The sequence below is a fragment of the Parahoeflea olei genome (genome assembly GCF_001703635.1).
GTDB classification, from domain to species: Bacteria; Pseudomonadota; Alphaproteobacteria; order Rhizobiales; family Rhizobiaceae; genus Hoeflea; species Hoeflea olei.
In genome coordinates this window covers 343,942-359,139 of sequence record NZ_LQZT01000001.1, presented here as the reverse complement: position 1 = coordinate 359,139, position 15,198 = coordinate 343,942, and the positions used below count along the sequence as shown (strand labels likewise).

Genomic DNA, 15,198 nt, shown 5'->3' with positions numbered 1-15,198 from the left:
GAGGACATCAACTCCGAATTCGCACAGGCAGACGTCGCCTACGTCATCGGCGCCAACGACGTGACCAACCCGGCTGCGCGCGACGACAAGTCCTCGCCGATCTACGGCATGCCGATCCTCGATGTCGACAAGGCCCGCACCTGCCTGTTCGTCAAGCGCTCGCTCGGCTCGGGCTATGCCGGCATCGACAACACGCTGTTCTACAAGGACGGCACGATGATGCTTCTCGGCGACGCCAAGAAGATGACCGACGATATCGTCAAGGCGATCGACCACTAAGGTTTCGCCAGAGCGTTACGACACAACAAAAAGCGGCCCGGTTGCGAAGACCGGGCCGCTTTTTTCATGCCGCATTGCGCACGCCTGCGCCCGGAAGGGGAGGATCCTTCCGGGTGCAGTCGGTTGGCTTAGTTGGCCGCCGAACGCAGCTGCAGTTCCGCAATGGCGACGGCGACATTGACCCCTTCCTGGGCCTGGACGCTGACAGGCTGCAGCGAGAAGGTGTTGTCCGAACCGCCGACCAGCAAATTGACGCCGGCACCGGCAGCGGCCGAAGCTTCGGCGCTCACGCCGGTGTAGTCGCCCGCGAGCGAACCCGGCTGGTATTCGAAATCGGTGGTGGGGGCGAGAACCGCCCATGCCATCACGGTCGTGCCGGTCACGCCGATGTCGATGCCGTATTTGTTGATGACACCGAAATAGGCTTCCTTCGGCTGGCTGTCATTGGCGGGCGTATACTCGCAGGACAGGTCCTTGGAGGAACCGAAGACAAAGCCCGAACCGCCCTCGACGACGCATTCAAGCAGGCCCACCTCAACGCTGTCGGCCTTGGAGGGGACGGTCGCGGCGCCGAGCGCGGCGGTGGCGAGAATGGTGGCGGCGGCGAGGGCTTTCGTTGTCTTGATCATGCTGAACTCACTTTCCAGTCTGTTGGGTTCGGCATGACAACGGGGCAGGGATGGAATGGTTCCGCGAGGCGCACCTGCGCCTTCGGGGAGATCAGCCGCGGGCGGAAACAGCCAACAGGTCAAGGCGAGCCACACGGCCTTCATGCCGCCGGCCATGCCGGTGTGCGGGTCAGTGGCGGGACAAAAAGGGGGTGCGAAAGCCTCAGCGGCCGCGAACGCGGGCCAGACCGTCGAGCGCGGGGCGGTATTTGGGGTCGAGCTGGGCGGCGCGCGCATAGGAGCGTGCGGCGCGCTTGAAGTCCTCGCGGCGCTCGTAGATCAGCGCCTGGTTGGCCCAGGATTCCGCATTCTGCTGGTCGAGTTCGACGGCCCGATTGAAATCGGCGAAGGCATTGTCGTCATCGTTGAGCGCGACATAGGAAATGCCGCGGCCATTGTAGGGCTCGGGCGAATTCGGCGCGAGCGAGATCGCGGTGGAGAAATCCTCGATCGCCTGCGGATGCTGCCCGCGGGTCTGCTTGATCAGGCCGCGGTTGTGGTAGGCGCGCGGATCGGTGGTCTGCAGGTTGATGGCGCGATTGTAGTCGGTCATCGCCTCGTTCAGGCGCCCGGCCTGGCGATAGAGATTGCCCCGGCCGATATAGGCCACATCGTAGCGCGGGTTGATCTGCAGGGCGCGATTGTAGTCGTTGGCGGCTTCCGCGGCGTTGCCCATCGAGCGGTGGATCAGGGCGCGATTGGCATAGGCCTGGTAGAAGCGCGGGTTGAGCTGCAGCGCCTTGTTGAAGTCGTCGAGCGCGTTGCGGAACTGGCCGGAGCGGCCATAGGCGGCGCCGCGCACATTGTAGGCTTCCGGATCGCTGGGATTGCGGCGAATCACATCGGTCAGCGAGGAGATGTTCTCGTTCGTGCCCTGGGTCTTGTCGATAGAGATCGCGTCGATCGGCGTCGTCGTCGAACAGCCGGAGAGGGCGGCGATGGCAAGGCCGCAAGCGGCAGCCAACAGGAGGGTGCGCCCCTGGCCGATCCGCCTGTCTGTCGTGTCCGTCGCCGCTGTAAACCGCATCGCCAGTGCCCCAACTCGTTCATCCCGGCCGAACCGGATCCGCCAAATTGAAAAGGCGGAGACGAATCAACGTCTCCGCCTCACATTCCTGCAACCCCATAAGGGCGAAAAAACGGCTGTCTCAGCGTGCGGACGAACGACCGCCGCCGATCAGGCCTTCGCGCTGTGCGCGCTTGCGCGCCAGCTTGCGAACCCGGCGGACGGCTTCGGCCTTTTCCCGCGCGCGCTTCTGCGACGGCTTCTCATAAAAATCACGCATCTTCATTTCGCGGAAAATGCCTTCGCGCTGCATTTTCTTCTTGAGAGCGCGGAGCGCCTGATCAACATTGTTATCGCGGACAAGTACCTGCACGTTAATCCCGTTCCTTCAAGTTTTTGGTTGGTTGGAACAACCCTGGCGAACAAACAAACACACGTCGTTCGGCCTGGGGCGTTACGATTGAGTGGGCAAATACCAGTTTCAAAGCATGAAGTCCAGTCCTTGGCGGATTGACAATCGCGCTCGCCAGGTATTTTTCCATCCCGTCCCTATGCCATGAAAGGCAGACTGCGCCAATCCGGGCAGGGCTGCGACATAACGCACTGCGACATTCAGGGGCTTTCAGAAGTCGCAAAAGAGCCGATGTCGGTGCGATGAATTTGCTTTTGCTGGGACAGGTTCACCCGAAGCTATTGGAGCCAAGACCGACATGCGCAAATATTCTGCTTTCGCCGTCGCCCGTGAGGCACTGCGCGGCCACAAGGGCTGGCCCGCGCAATGGACCTCGCCGGAACCGCGCAAGGGGTATGACGTCATCATCGTGGGGGCCGGCGGACACGGGCTCGGCACCGCCTATTACCTGGCCAAGGAGCACGGCATCACCAATATCGCGGTGCTGGAAAAGGGCTGGCTCGGAGGCGGCAATACCGGGCGCAACACCACCATCATCCGGTCGAACTATCTCTATGACGAGAGCGCCGGCCTCTACGACCATGCGCTCAAGCTCTGGGACGGGCTTTCGCAGGACCTCAATTACAATGTGATGTATTCGGCGCGCGGCGTGATGATGCTGGCCCACAATGTGCACGACACCCAGGTGTTCAAGCGCCATATCCATGCCAACCGCCTCAACGGCATCGACAATGAGTGGCTCACGCCCGAAGAGGCCAAGGCCTTCTGTCCGCCGCTCAATATCCACCAGTCGGCCCGCTATCCGGTGGTCGGCGCGGCGCTGCAGCGGCGCGGCGGCACCGCCCGCCACGATGCGGTGGCCTGGGGCTATGCGCGCGCGGCAGCCGCCATGGGCGTGCACATCATCCAGAACTGCGAAGTCACCGGCATCCGCCGCGGGGCCGACGGTGCGGTCACCGGCGTCGACACCAGCCGCGGCGTCATCAGCGCCAAGAAGGTGGGCGTGGTGGCGGCCGGGCATACCTCGGTGCTCATGGAAATGGCCGGCATCCGCATGCCGCTCGAGAGCTACCCGCTGCAGGCGCTGGTCTCCGAACCGGTCAAGCCGATCTTCCCCTGCGTGGTGATGTCCAACACCGTGCACGCCTATATCTCGCAGTCGGACAAGGGCGAACTGGTGATCGGGGCGGGCACCGACCAGTACACCTCCTATTCCCAGACCGGCGGGCTGCACATCCTGAGCCACACGCTCGACGCCATCTGCGAGATGTTCCCGATCTTCACCCGCATGAAGATGCTCCGGACCTGGGGCGGCATCGTCGACGTGACGCCGGATCGCTCGCCGATCCTGTCGAAGACGCCGGTCAAGGGGCTCTATGTCAATTGCGGCTGGGGCACCGGCGGATTCAAGGCGACGCCGGGTTCGGCGCATGTGTTCGCGCACACCATCGCCCGCGACGAGCCGCACAAAATCAATGCCGCGTTCACGCTGGATCGCTTCAAGACCGGGCGGCTGATCGACGAGGCGGCAGCCGCCGCCGTCGCGCATTGAGGGGGTGGCCATGAGCGCTCAAGCGATCAATCTCGCCGAAAAGCTTTCGGGGTTCAACGACCTGTGGTCGCCCAAGATCGTCGCCGCTTTTAACGGTCATGACGTGATGGTGGTCAAGGTCAATGGCGAATTCAACTGGCACTCCCATCCCGATACCGACGATCTGTTTCTGGTCCTGTCGGGACGGCTGACCATCCAGATGCGGGACGGCGACGTGGTGCTCGGCCCCGGTGAAATGTATGTCGTGCCCAAGGGCGTCGAGCATTGCCCGCGCGCGGACGAGGAAACCCATCTGATCATCATCGAACCGGCCGGCACGCCGAACACCGGCGATCCCGAAACCGCCGTCGTCAAAACCAAGATCTGACCAAGGACACATCCATGCTCCTGATCCATTGTCCCTACTGCCAGGAAGAGCGGCCCGAGCTCGAATTCCGCAACATGGGCGAGGCGCATATCGAGCGGCCGAAAAACATCGCGGACATCAGCGACGAGGCGTTCGAGGCGTTCTTCTTCATCCGCAGCAACCCGAAGGGCGTCACCCATGAGCGCTGGCGCCACGTGCACGGCTGCGCGCGGTTTTTCAACGCGGTGCGAGACACGGTGAGCGACCGCTTCGTCGCCACCTACAAGTCCGGCGAACCCCGGCTCGAGGTCGAGCGCGGCGAAGACGGCGAGTTGCTGGTCAAGGGAGCCCGGTCATGAGCGGCGCAAACCGGATAAAGGGCAGGGGCCGGCTCACGCCCGCCAAAACCGTGCGGTTCACCTTCGACGGCAAGGCGCTCACGGCACTCGAGGGCGACACGCTTGCTGCGGCGCTGATTGCCAACGGCATTCATCTGACCGGCCGGTCCTACAAATATCACCGCCCGCGTGGCATGCTCTCGGCCGGGCCGGAAGAGCCCAATGCGCTGATCGACATCGGCCGCGACGCCGCGCGGCGCACGCCCAATGTGCGCGCCAGCGTGCAGGAAGTGTTCGACGGCATGCAGGCACGGTCGCAGAACCGCTGGCCCTCGCTCGCCTTCGATGTCGGCGCGATCAACAATCTTGCCTCGCCGCTGTTTGCCGCGGGCTTCTACTACAAGACCTTCATGTGGCCGAAGGCGGCCTGGAAGCATCTCTACGAACCGATCGTGCGTGCGGCGGCGGGTCTCGGCGTGTCGCCCAAGGAGGCCGATCCCGATCACTACGCCAACCACTTCGTCCATTGCGACGTGCTGGTGATCGGCGGCGGTGCGGCTGGCCTGTCGGCGGCGCTGGCAGCCGCCCATGCCGGCGCTTCGGTGATCCTGTGCGACGAACAGCCCGAGACCGGCGGCGCCTTCCATCACGACGCCGATGCGAAGATCGACGGCGTGTCCGGCTGGGACTGGGCGCAGGCAGCGACGGCGGAACTCAGGTCCATGGCCAATGTCCGGGTGCTCACCCGCACCACCGCCTTCGGCTACCAAGCGCAGAACCATGTGGCCCTGGTCGAGCGGGTGACCGAGCATCTCGCCAATCCCGACCCGGCGCTGCCGCGCGAGCGGCTGTGGCAGGTGCGCGCCAGGCAGGTGGTGATCGCCACCGGCGCGATCGAACGGCACATGGTGTTTGCCAACAACGACCGGCCGGGCATCCTGCTGGCCTCGGCGGCGCGCACCTTCCTCAACCATTTCGGCGTGGCCGTCGGCGCCAAGGTCGGTGTCTACACCGCCTGCGATTCGGCCTGGGCCACGGCCTTCGACCTCAAGCAGGCTGGCGTTTCGGTTCCGGCCATCGTCGATGTGCGCCCCGATCTGGATCCGGCGCTGCTGGCGCGTGCCAAGGAACTCGGCATCGAGGTGCTGGCGGGCCAGTGCGTGCTCGACACCTCCGGGACCTTGCGTGTGAAATCGATGAAGGTCGGCCGCGCCTCGGGCGGCTCGACCCGCTCGATCGCCATCGATGCGCTGATCATGTCTGCGGGCTGGACGCCGTCGGTGCACATGTATTCGCAGTCGCGCGGCAAGGTGGTCTGGGACGAGGACAGCAAGCGCTTCCTGCCCGGCAAACATGTGCAGGATTGCGTGAGCGTGGGCGCCTGCAACGGTGTCGACGATCTGGCCGATGCCCTTGAGGGGGCAGCCGAGGCCGGACTTGCGGCTGCGAAAGCGGCGGGTGCTTCGGGCACGAAGGCCTGGGGCGCGCCGGGATCGGCCATCTCCGCCTCCTGGGCCGGCAGCATGATGGGGGCCGCCGGCGGCGCCGGCGCCGAGACCAGCGTCAAGGCCTTCGTCGATTTCCAGAACGACGTGACCGCCAAGGACATCCGCCTCGCGGTGCGCGAGGGCATGCACTCGATCGAGCATGTGAAGCGCTTCACCACCAACGGCATGGCCACTGACCAGGGCAAGACCTCCAACATCCACGGCCTGGCGATCGCGGCCGAAACGCTCGGCAAGCCCCTGCCGCAGGTGGGGCTGACGACGTTCCGCGCGCCCTATACGCCGGTCACCTTCGGCGCCATTGTCAACCATGCGCGCGGGTCCCTGTTCGACCCGACCCGGCGCACGCCGATGCATGGCTGGGAAGAGGCCCATGGCGCGGTGTTCGAGGATGTCGGCCAGTGGAAGCGCGCCTGGTACTATCCGCGCCCCGGCGAGGACATGCATCAGGCGGTCAACCGTGAGTGCCGCACGGTGCGTGAGGTGGCAGGCCTGTTCGATGCCTCGACGCTCGGCAAGATCGAGGTGGTCGGCCCCGATGCGGCCGCCTTCCTCAACCTGCTCTACACCAACAGCTGGGACAAGCTCGAGCCGGGTCGCTGCAAATACGGCATCATGCTGCGCGAGGATGGCTTCATCTATGACGACGGCGTGGTCGGGCGCATGGCCGAGGACCGGTTCCATGTCACCACCACCACCGGCGGCGCACCGCGGGTGCTGTCGCATATGGAGGACTATCTCCAGACCGAGTTCCCGCATCTCAAAGTCTGGCTCACCTCGACCAGCGAACAATGGGCGGTGATCGCCGTCCAGGGCCCGAAGGCGCGCGAGATCATCGCCCCGCTCGTCGAGGGCATCGATCTCTCCAACGAGGCGATGCCGCATATGAGCGTCCGTGAAGGCAGGATCTGCGGCGTGCCGACGCGTCTGTTCAGGATGTCGTTCACCGGCGAGGCCGGTTATGAGGTCAATGTACCGGCCGATCACGGCGACGCGGTGTGGAAGGCGCTGTGGGCGCAGGCCGAGCCGCTCGGCGCCTGCGCCTACGGCACCGAGACCATGCATGTGCTGCGCGCGGAGAAGGGCTACATCATCGTCGGCCAGGACACCGACGGCACGGTGACGCCCGATGACGCCGGGCTCAACTGGGCGGTGGCGAAGAAGAAGCCCGACTTCGTCGGCATCCGCGGCATGAAGCGGCCGGATCTGGTCGCTCCCGGCCGCAAGCAGCTCGTCGGGCTTCTCACGCGCGACCCGTCTGTCGTTCTGGAAGAAGGCGCGCAGATCGTCGCCAATCCCAACCAGCCGGTGCCGATGACCATGATCGGCCATGTCACCTCGTCCTACTGGACGGAGAATTGCGGCCGGTCGATCGCCATGGCACTGGTGGCCGATGGTCGCGCGCTCAAGGGCAAGACACTTTACGTGCCGATGCCCGACCGGACGATCGAGGTCGAAGTCACCGACACCGTATTCATCGACAAAGAGGGAGTGCGCCTCCATGGCTAACACCGCTCACGCCCACCGCATCCATCCGCTCGAGGGCCGGATTGCCGGCTCGGCCGGGGTCAGGATCACGCCCGCGGCCCCCGCCGCGCGGGTCTCGCTGCGCGCCGGTCCGTCCGATGTCAAAGCGCTGTCGAAGGCGCTCGGTCTCGACCTGCCGCTGGCCCCCAAGACCACGTCCGGCGCGCTGCCGGGGCGGCTTGCCGCCTGGCTCGGTCCGGACGAATGGCTGATCATCGATGAAGGCGGAGACCCGCTCGCCGATCTCGGCAAGGCCAAGGTGCTGCACTCGGCCGTCGACGTGTCCCACCGCAACACCGCGATCCTGCTCTCGGGAGCGGGTGCGCGCGCCACGCTCGAGGCGGGATGCCCGCAGAACCTGACCGACGCTGTGTTTCCGGTCGGGGCCGCGAGCCGCACGGTCCTGGGCAAGATCGAAGTGGTGATCATCCGCACCGGCGACGAGGATTACCGGGTCGAGTGCTGGCGGTCGTTTTCGACCTATGCCTTCGAGCTGTTGAGCGTCGGCGCCCGCGACTGCCTCGCGTGACGAGGCGAGCCCGGGGCGGCGGCTGCGGTCAGTCGTCGGTCTTGGGCCAGATCTCGGGATCGAACTGGATGATGGTCAGCCAGTTCGCGGTCAGGGCGGGCTTCCGCGTGTCCTCGATCTCCACGCTCACGTCGAAGGTCATCATCAGCCGGCCCGGCCCGCGCAACCGGGCTTCCTTGAGCACGAAGTGCCCGCGGATGCGGCTGCCGGCGGGCACCGGCGCCATGAAGCGGATCCTGTTGAAGCCGTAATTGATGCCGAAATTGTCCTCGCGCAGCTTTGGGATCGCGTTGGCGTGCATGGCCGACAGCATCGAGACGGTGAGGAAGCCATGCGCGATGGTGCCGCCGAACGGCGTTTCGGCCGCCCGTTGCGGATCGACATGGATGAACTGGTGATCGTCGGTGGCATCGGCGAAAAGGTCGATGCGTGTCTGCGGCATCTCCATCCAGTCGGAGGTGCCGACTTCCTGGCCCACCAGGCCGGGAATGTCGGTGATTGAGATCTCGTTCTGCACAAAGGCCCCCTGTCTGAGAATTGCCTGCGGCCGATGAATCGGCGCGCGGCATTCTTAATGCGAGGGCGCCATCATTGCATCCCTTCATGGCAAGGGGGCGACCCGAAAGCGCCATCGACGCCAAATCCCACAGCTTTTACGCCTTTGGCGGCGAAATCGGGTCGGCACTTGCAGTCGAACGCGTCAGGCCGGGCGTTCCTGCCAGCACAGCACCGCGCGCGGCGGCACCAATCCCTCCGCATTCGCCCCCGGGGTGGCGGGGCGCCAGCTCGCCGGGCTCGCGGGCAGGCGGCAGCGGATTTCGGTATGGCCGCGGTTGAAGGCGATCGCGATCCGTTCCCCGGGTTTGCCGAGCACCATGGTGAAGCACTTCCGGTCTCCGTCCTCCCAGTGCCCCGCCGTCATCGGTTCCCCTTCCGGGGTCAGCCAGGCGGCATGGTCCTGGTCGCCGGCATCGGTAGCATCTTCAAGGAATTCGGACCGGGTCAGCAGCTCGGACTTCGCCCGGAACTCCGCCCAGGCGCGGGTGAAGGCCAGCCGGTCTTCGTTGATCTTGCCCCAGTCGCGCCAGGTCAGCGCGTTGTCCTGGGCATAGGCATTGTTGTTGCCGCCCTGGCTGTGGCCGAATTCGTCGCCGGCGGTGAGCAGGATCGCCCCGCGGCTTGCAAACAGCGAGGCGATCAGGGCGCGGGCGTCGGCTTCGCGCGCGGCGAGGATTGCCGGATCGTCGCTCGGCCCTTCCACTCCGTTGTTCCAGGAACAATTGTCGTTGTGGCCGTCGCGATTGTCCTCCCCATTGGCCTCATTGTGCTTGGTCTCATAGGCCACGATGTCGGTGAGCGAAAAGCCGTCATGGGCGGCCACGAAATTGACGCTGCGGGTCCTGCTTGCGCCGCCCTTGCCGAAAATGTTGGACGAGCCCGCGAGCCGGGTCGCGAACATCCCGGTCAGGCCGGCGTCGCCGCGCCAGAACCGGCGGATGTCGTCGCGGGCATGGTCGTTCCATTCCAGCCAGCGCGGACCGAAATTGCCGAGCTGGTAGCCGCCCGGACCGATGTCCCAAGGCTCGGCGATCAGCAGGCTGGTCGCGAGCACCGGATCCTGCTCGATCCGGCGCAGCATCTGCGCTTCGGCGGAGAAGCCGTGTCCGTTGCGGCCGAGAATCGGCGCGAGATCGAAGCGGAAGCCGTCGATCCCGGCCTGAGTCACGAAATGGCGCATGGCGGCAAGCACCAGATCCTGCACTTCCGGTCGGTCGCAGGCGAGCGTGTTGCCGCAGCCGGTGTCATTGATCAGCGTTCCGTTGGCGTCATGGCGGTAATAGGTTGCGTTGGAGAGCCCGCGCAGCGACAGCGTCGGTCCGCCCGTATCGCTTTCGCCGGTGTGGTTGAAGACCACATCGAGGATCACGCCGATCCCGGCCGCATGCAGCGCCGCCACCGCTGCGCGCAGATCCGCAATGCCACCCGGCGCCAGCCGCGGATCGAGCGCCAGCATCGTCACCGGATTGTAGCCCCAGGCATTGCTGAGCCCCAGCGGCGCCAGATGCCGCTCGTCGATCCAGGCGGCAACGGGCATCAGTTCGACCGCCGAGACATGCAGCGCGCGCAGATGCTCGATGACCGGAGGATAGGTGAGCGCCCTGAGCGTGCCGCGGTCGGCCCGTGGAATGTCGGGATGAAGCAGGGTGAAGGCCCGCACCGGCAACTCGTAGATCAGCCCGCCGGGTTCCCTGTCGGGGCGTTCGGCAGGGAGCGCGGCAAGCGGGTGCTCGACGATCGCCTTGGGAACGAGTTCTGCCGTGTCGGTGCCGTGCTCGCCCAGGCGCGGATCGTAGACGAAGGGGCGGTCGATGCGGCGCGCATAAGGATCGACCAGCAGTTTTGACGGATCGAACCGGTGTCCCTTGTCCGGCTGCCAGGGCCCGTCGGCGCGAAAGCCGTAGCGCGCACCCTCGCCAAGATCCGCAACGAAGACGGAGAACAGGCCGTTGCCGAGGTCCGAGAGCCGGTGGCGTGCGGTCTCCGCATCGCTGTCGTCGTACAGGCAGACATGGACCGAGGTGGCCGAAGGCGCCTCAACGCTGAAGCGGACACCGCCGTCTGCGATCTCCGCGCCGCGCGTCGGCGGAGCATCAAAGGAAGCCGAATCGCGCATCAGGTGATGACGGTGGGGGCGTCGCGCCCGGTCCATTCACGGATCCCGGCCAGCGCTTGCGCAGCCGCGATCACCGGGGCCAGCGCCGCCTGCGTCTCCTGCCCGTGGCGGGCCGGATCGGGTTCATGGCGCTCCATGTAGACCCGGAGCGTGGCGCCCGAGGTGCCGGTGCCCGACAGCCGGAAGACGAGCCGCGATCCGCCCTCGAAGAAGATCCGGAGACCCTGGTTGCGGCTCACGGAACCGTCGACCGGATCGTGATAGGTGAAGCTGTCGGCCTTCTCGACGGTGAGCGCTCCCTGCCGGGTGCCCGCGAGGCTGTCGAGCTTGCCTTCGATCGCGGCCATCAGCCCGTTGGCCTTGTCGGTGTCGATCGCCTCGTAGTCGTGCCGGGAGTAATAGGTGCGCCCGTACTCTGCCCAGTGCTTCTCGACGATCTCCATCACGCTCTGCTTGCGGACCGCGAGGATATTGAGCCAGAGCAGCACGGCCCAGAGCCCGTCCTTTTCGCGCACATGGTCCGATCCGGTGCCCGCGCTTTCCTCGCCGCAGATGGTGCAGCGGCCGGCATCGAGCAGGTTGCCGAAGAATTTCCAGCCGGTGGGCGTTTCGTGCATCTCGATGCCGAGCTTCTCCGCCACCCGGTCGGCGGCGCCGCTGGTGGGCATCGAGCGGGCCACACCCTTGAGCCCGTCCTTGTAGCCGGGGGCGAGATGGGCATTGGCGGCAAGCAGCGCGAGCGAATCGGACGGCGTGACGAAGATCCCGCGGCCGATGATCAGGTTGCGGTCGCCGTCGCCGTCGGACGCCGCGCCGAAATCGGGTGCATCAGGCCCCATCATCAGGTCGAGCAGGTGTTTGGCGTGGACCAGGTTGGGGTCGGGATGATGGCCGCCGAAATCCTCGAGCGGCGTGGCGTTCAGCACCGATGCCGGGTCGACGCCCAGGCGGTTGACCAGGATCTCCGTCGCATAAGGCCCGGTCACGGCATGCATGGCATCGAAAGTGACCCGGAACCCGCCCTTGATAAGATCGCGGATCGCGTCGAAATCGAACAGCGTCTCCATCAGTGCCGCGTAGTCGCTGACCGGATCGATCACCTCGACGGTCATGCCGGCGCGCTCGAATGTGCCGAGACTGTCGAGATTGACGGGATCTCCCTCGGCGATCAGGTAGCGGTCGATCACCTGCGAGCGCGCATAGATCGCCTCGGTGATCTGCTCGGGTGCCGGGCCGCCATTGCCGATATTGTACTTGATGCCGAAATCTTCGGTCGGCCCGCCGGGATTGTGGCTCGCCGACAGGATCAGGCCGCCGAAGGCCCCGGACTTGCGGATCAGGTGCGAGGCGGCAGGGGTCGACAGGATGCCGCCCTGGCCGACCAGCACGCGGCCGAAGCCGTTGGCCGCCGCCATGGCGATCGCGGTCTGGATGACCTCGCGGTTGTAGAATCGGCCGTCGCCGCCGATCACCAGCGTCTTGCCCCTGAAGCCGTCGAGACTGTCGAACACCGACTGGATGAAGGCCTCGGTATAGCCGGGCGTCTGGAACACCGGCACCTTCTTGCGCAAGCCGGAGGTGCCGGGTTTCTGGTCCTTGAAGGGGGTGACGGAGTGGGTCCGTATCATGAGGGTTCTCTCTTCGGGGCAAGGAGATCGGCATAAAGACCGGTGTAACGCAGCGCGCTGCGGTCCCAGGAAACATCGGCCTTCATGCCCTGGTTCTGCAGCCGCACCCAGATCCTGGGATCGGCAAAGGCCCGGACCGCGCGCCTCAAGGCCTCGCGCAGGGCATCGGCGCTGACCGGAGAAAACTGGAAGCCCGTCGCCACCCGCGCGGCAATGGCCGCCTCGTTGGCATCGATGACCGTGTCGGCGAGCCCACCGGTGCGGGCCACCAGCGGCACATTGCCGTAGCGCAGGCCATAGAGCTGGGTCAGGCCGCAGGGCTCGAACCGGGAGGGCACCAGAATGACGTCGCCGCCCGCCTGCATCACATGCGACAGGTGCTCGTCATAGCCGAGCGCCAGCCCGATCTTGCCGGGGTGGCGGCTCGCGGCGTCCTTCAGGGCATCTTCGAGCGCGGGGTCGCCGGCTCCCAGCACCGCGAGCTTGCCGCCCATGGCGACAATGTCGTCGGCGACCTCGGCCAGGACGTCGATGCCCTTCTGCCAGGTCAGCCGGCTGACCACGGTGAACACCGGGCCGTCGGTATCCGCGAAGCCAAATTTGTTGGCCAGCGCCGTGCGGTTGACCTGCCGCTTCTTGAGCCGCGACAGCGTGAAGTGGCCTTCGATCAGCGGATCGGTGGATGGGTCCCATATCTCGGTGTCAATGCCGTTGACGATGCCGTGCAGCACATCGGCGCGGGCGTTGATCAATCCGTCGAGACCCATGCCGAAGGCGGGGGTGCGGATTTCCTGCGCATAGGTCGGGCTCACGGTGGTGATCGCCGAGGCGGCCTGAAGCCCGCCCTTGAGGAAGCTTACGTCCCCGTAATACTCGATCCCGTCCATCCCGAATTCCGATTGCGGCAGGCCGAGCCAGGCAAAGATATCGGCGCCGAACTGGCCCTGGAAGGCGAGATTGTGCACCGTCATCACCGTCGGCGTGGCGGCCGCCGCGCCATGGCGCATATAGACCGGGACCAGGCCGGCCTGCCAGTCATGGGCATGGACGATGTCGGGAATCCAGCGCTCGATTCCCTTCTCGGCAATGATGGCGGCGGCGCGGGAGAGGGCTGCGAACCGGCGCCAGTTGTCCGGGTGATCCGCGCCATAAGCATCGGTGTAGGGGCCGCCGTCGCGGTCGTAGAGTTCCGGTGCGTCGAGCACCAGATACTGCACGCCGTCGATCCGGCAGGCGAGCACCGAGGCGCTGGTCCCGAACAGCTCGGGGATCTCGAGCATCCGGACAGGATTGGGCAGCTTTGCCATCACCTGCTTGTAGCCGGGCAGCAGCACCTGCATGTCGACCCCGTAAGCCGCGAGTGCCGCGGGCAGGGCGCCCGCGACATCGGCGAGCCCGCCGGTCTTGACCAGCGGATAGACCTCGGAGGCCACGGAAAGAACTCTCATTCGTAAAACAACCCCGCGCGGTCGAGCATGTCCTGGGTGATCAGGCAGATGCCCGATTCGGTGCGAAAGAAGCGGCTGGCGTCGAGCTCGGGATCCTGGCCGACGACCAGGCCCGCGGGGATCTTCACCCCGCGGTCGATCACCACCCGCGACAGGTTGGCGTGCCGGCCGATCACGCTTTCGGGCAGCACCACCGCTTCGTTGAGCTTGGAGTAGGACCGGCAGAGCACGCCGGTGAACAGCAGCGACTGGACCACCTCCGCGCCGGAGATGATGCAGTCGCCCGCCACCAGCGAGGACAGCGCCGTGCCGCGCCGGCCTTCCTCGTTGTGGACGAATTTCGCCGGCGGCCGGATCTCGGCATAGGTCCAGATCGGCCAGGAGCGGTCATAGAGGTCGAGTTCCGGCAGGATGTCGGTCAGATCGATATTGGCCTGCCAATAGGCATCGATGGTGCCCACGTCGCGCCAATAGGCTTCCTTCTCCGGGGTTTCGCGCACGCAGGATTCGGCGAAGCGATGGGCGACCGCTTTGCCGTGCTTGACAATGTAGGGAATGATGTCCTTGCCGAAGTCGCGTGTCGAGCCGGGGGTGGCGGCGTCGCGGCGCAGCTCGTCCATCAGGAATTTTGTGTTGAAGACGTAGATCCCCATTGAGGCCAGCGCCATGTCCGGCTTGTCGGGCATGCCCGGCGGGTCAGCGGGCTTTTCCACGAAGGCAATGATCTCGTCCTTGTCGTTGACATGCATGACGCCGAAGCCGGTGGCCTCCATGCGCGGCACCTCTAGGCAGCCCACGGTCACGTCGGCGCCGGCGCTGACATGCTGGCGCAGCATCAGCTCATAATCCATCTTGTAGACGTGGTCGCCGGCGAGGATGACCATGTATTCGGGATCGTAGCTCTCGATGATGTCGATGTTCTGGTAGACCGCGTCGGCGGTGCCGTCATACCACTGGGTTTCCGACACGCGCTGGCTCGCGGGCAAAATGTCGAAGCTTTCGTTGCGTTCCGGACGCAGGAAGTTCCAGCCGTGCTGCAGGTGACGGATCAGCGAATGCGCCTTGTACTGGGTCGCAACCCCGATGCGGCGAATGCCCGAATTGAGCGCGTTGGACAGGGCGAAATCGATGATCCGCGACTTGCCGCCGAAATAGACGGCGGGCTTGGCGCGCCGGTTGGTGAGCTCCTTGAGCCGGCTCCCCCTGCCGCCTGCCAGAACATAGGCCATGGCGTCTCGCGCCAGTGGCTGGGCCCTCTTGTAGTCCATACGGTCCTCCCCTTCGTT

The 15,198-nt window shown here is 65.6% G+C and carries 14 protein-coding genes; 6 read left to right on the top strand and 8 right to left on the bottom strand.

The annotated features are described in order from the left end of the window. The coding region (locus AWJ14_RS22635; protein ID WP_245304088.1) for an NAD(P)(+) transhydrogenase (Re/Si-specific) subunit beta at positions 1-279 on the top strand (279 nt) is incomplete at its 5' end. Positions 280-407: 128 nt separating this feature from the next. On the opposite strand, the gene AWJ14_RS01685 is transcribed toward AWJ14_RS22635, so the two are convergent. The 3 genes from AWJ14_RS01685 to rpsU all read right to left on the bottom strand — a co-directional run bounded on the left by AWJ14_RS01685 (position 408) and on the right by rpsU (position 2,326). Then, positions 408-908, bottom strand: coding sequence for a DUF992 domain-containing protein (locus AWJ14_RS01685; protein ID WP_066174032.1), 501 nt, complete (start codon positions 906-908; stop codon positions 408-410). Positions 909-1,110: 202 nt separating this feature from the next. After that, on the bottom strand, positions 1,111-1,974 hold the full coding sequence (locus tag AWJ14_RS01680; RefSeq protein WP_066174029.1) for a tetratricopeptide repeat protein: 864 nt from the start codon (positions 1,972-1,974) through the stop codon (positions 1,111-1,113). Positions 1,975-2,095: 121 nt separating this feature from the next. Beyond that, on the bottom strand, positions 2,096-2,326 hold the full coding sequence (gene rpsU / locus AWJ14_RS01675; RefSeq protein ID WP_066174026.1) for a 30S ribosomal protein S21: 231 nt from the start codon (positions 2,324-2,326) through the stop codon (positions 2,096-2,098). A gap of 337 nt (positions 2,327-2,663) precedes the next feature. Here rpsU and AWJ14_RS01670 point away from each other — a divergent pair, with 337 nt between their 5' ends. The 5 genes from AWJ14_RS01670 to AWJ14_RS01650 are packed head-to-tail and all read left to right on the top strand — an operon-like array spanning position 2,664 to position 8,162. After that, complete coding sequence (locus AWJ14_RS01670) at positions 2,664-3,917, top strand: sarcosine oxidase subunit beta family protein (protein WP_066174023.1); 1,254 nt, start codon at positions 2,664-2,666, stop codon at positions 3,915-3,917. Between the two features lie 10 nt (positions 3,918-3,927). Then, positions 3,928-4,284, top strand: coding sequence for a cupin domain-containing protein (locus AWJ14_RS01665; protein WP_066174019.1), 357 nt, complete (start codon positions 3,928-3,930; stop codon positions 4,282-4,284). 14 nt (positions 4,285-4,298) lie between these two features. Beyond that, complete coding sequence (locus AWJ14_RS01660; RefSeq protein WP_066174015.1) at positions 4,299-4,622, top strand: sarcosine oxidase subunit delta; 324 nt, start codon at positions 4,299-4,301, stop codon at positions 4,620-4,622. Then, positions 4,619-7,615 carry a sarcosine oxidase subunit alpha gene (locus AWJ14_RS01655; protein WP_066174011.1) on the top strand — a complete coding sequence of 999 codons (2,997 nt, stop codon included), beginning with the start codon at positions 4,619-4,621 and terminating at the stop codon, positions 7,613-7,615. The genes AWJ14_RS01660 and AWJ14_RS01655 overlap by 4 nt, the downstream gene beginning before the upstream one ends. Then, a complete protein-coding gene (locus tag AWJ14_RS01650) occupies positions 7,608-8,162 on the top strand; it encodes a sarcosine oxidase subunit gamma (RefSeq protein WP_066174005.1) in 555 nt (184 codons plus the stop codon). Before AWJ14_RS01655 ends, AWJ14_RS01650 begins: the two co-directional genes overlap by 8 nt. A 28-nt stretch (positions 8,163-8,190) precedes the next feature. On the opposite strand, the gene AWJ14_RS01645 is transcribed toward AWJ14_RS01650, so the two are convergent. The 5 genes from AWJ14_RS01645 to glgC all read right to left on the bottom strand — a co-directional run bounded on the left by AWJ14_RS01645 (position 8,191) and on the right by glgC (position 15,180). Further along, positions 8,191-8,679, bottom strand: a complete 489-nt coding sequence (locus AWJ14_RS01645; RefSeq protein ID WP_066174001.1) for a MaoC family dehydratase — start codon at positions 8,677-8,679, stop codon at positions 8,191-8,193. A gap of 183 nt (positions 8,680-8,862) precedes the next feature. Further along, on the bottom strand, positions 8,863-10,872 hold the full coding sequence (glgX, locus tag AWJ14_RS01640; RefSeq protein ID WP_425349602.1) for a glycogen debranching protein GlgX: 2,010 nt from the start codon (positions 10,870-10,872) through the stop codon (positions 8,863-8,865). Then, positions 10,836-12,464: an alpha-D-glucose phosphate-specific phosphoglucomutase gene (locus tag AWJ14_RS01635; RefSeq protein ID WP_066173996.1), complete on the bottom strand. Its 1,629-nt coding sequence runs from the start codon at positions 12,462-12,464 to the stop codon at positions 10,836-10,838. The genes glgX and AWJ14_RS01635 overlap by 37 nt, the downstream gene beginning before the upstream one ends. Further along, positions 12,461-13,912 carry a glycogen synthase GlgA gene (glgA, locus tag AWJ14_RS01630; protein WP_066173994.1) on the bottom strand — a complete coding sequence of 484 codons (1,452 nt, stop codon included), beginning with the start codon at positions 13,910-13,912 and terminating at the stop codon, positions 12,461-12,463. The genes AWJ14_RS01635 and glgA overlap by 4 nt, the downstream gene beginning before the upstream one ends. Continuing rightward, a complete protein-coding gene (gene glgC, locus AWJ14_RS01625; protein ID WP_066173991.1) occupies positions 13,909-15,180 on the bottom strand; it encodes a glucose-1-phosphate adenylyltransferase in 1,272 nt (423 codons plus the stop codon). The genes glgA and glgC overlap by 4 nt, the downstream gene beginning before the upstream one ends. Between the last annotated feature and the right edge of the window lie 18 nt (positions 15,181-15,198).

What these genes read in the sequence shown, in the direction of transcription:
- AWJ14_RS01685 (WP_066174032.1), bottom strand. Translation starts at nt 908, where the DNA reads ATGATCAAGACAACGAAAGCCCTCGCCGCCGCCACCATTCTCGCCACC.
- AWJ14_RS01650 (WP_066174005.1), top strand. Translation starts at nt 7,608, where the DNA reads ATGGCTAACACCGCTCACGCCCACCGCATCCATCCGCTCGAGGGCCGG.
- glgA (WP_066173994.1), bottom strand. Translation starts at nt 13,912, where the DNA reads ATGAGAGTTCTTTCCGTGGCCTCCGAGGTCTATCCGCTGGTCAAGACC.
- AWJ14_RS01680 (WP_066174029.1), bottom strand. Translation starts at nt 1,974, where the DNA reads ATGCGGTTTACAGCGGCGACGGACACGACAGACAGGCGGATCGGCCAG.
- AWJ14_RS01635 (WP_066173996.1), bottom strand. Translation starts at nt 12,464, where the DNA reads ATGATACGGACCCACTCCGTCACCCCCTTCAAGGACCAGAAACCCGGC.
- glgC (WP_066173991.1), bottom strand. Translation starts at nt 15,180, where the DNA reads ATGGACTACAAGAGGGCCCAGCCACTGGCGCGAGACGCCATGGCCTAT.
- AWJ14_RS01660 (WP_066174015.1), top strand. Translation starts at nt 4,299, where the DNA reads ATGCTCCTGATCCATTGTCCCTACTGCCAGGAAGAGCGGCCCGAGCTC.
- AWJ14_RS01670 (WP_066174023.1), top strand. Translation starts at nt 2,664, where the DNA reads ATGCGCAAATATTCTGCTTTCGCCGTCGCCCGTGAGGCACTGCGCGGC.
- AWJ14_RS01655 (WP_066174011.1), top strand. Translation starts at nt 4,619, where the DNA reads ATGAGCGGCGCAAACCGGATAAAGGGCAGGGGCCGGCTCACGCCCGCC.
- AWJ14_RS01665 (WP_066174019.1), top strand. Translation starts at nt 3,928, where the DNA reads ATGAGCGCTCAAGCGATCAATCTCGCCGAAAAGCTTTCGGGGTTCAAC.
- glgX (WP_425349602.1), bottom strand. Translation starts at nt 10,872, where the DNA reads ATGGACCGGGCGCGACGCCCCCACCGTCATCACCTGATGCGCGATTCG.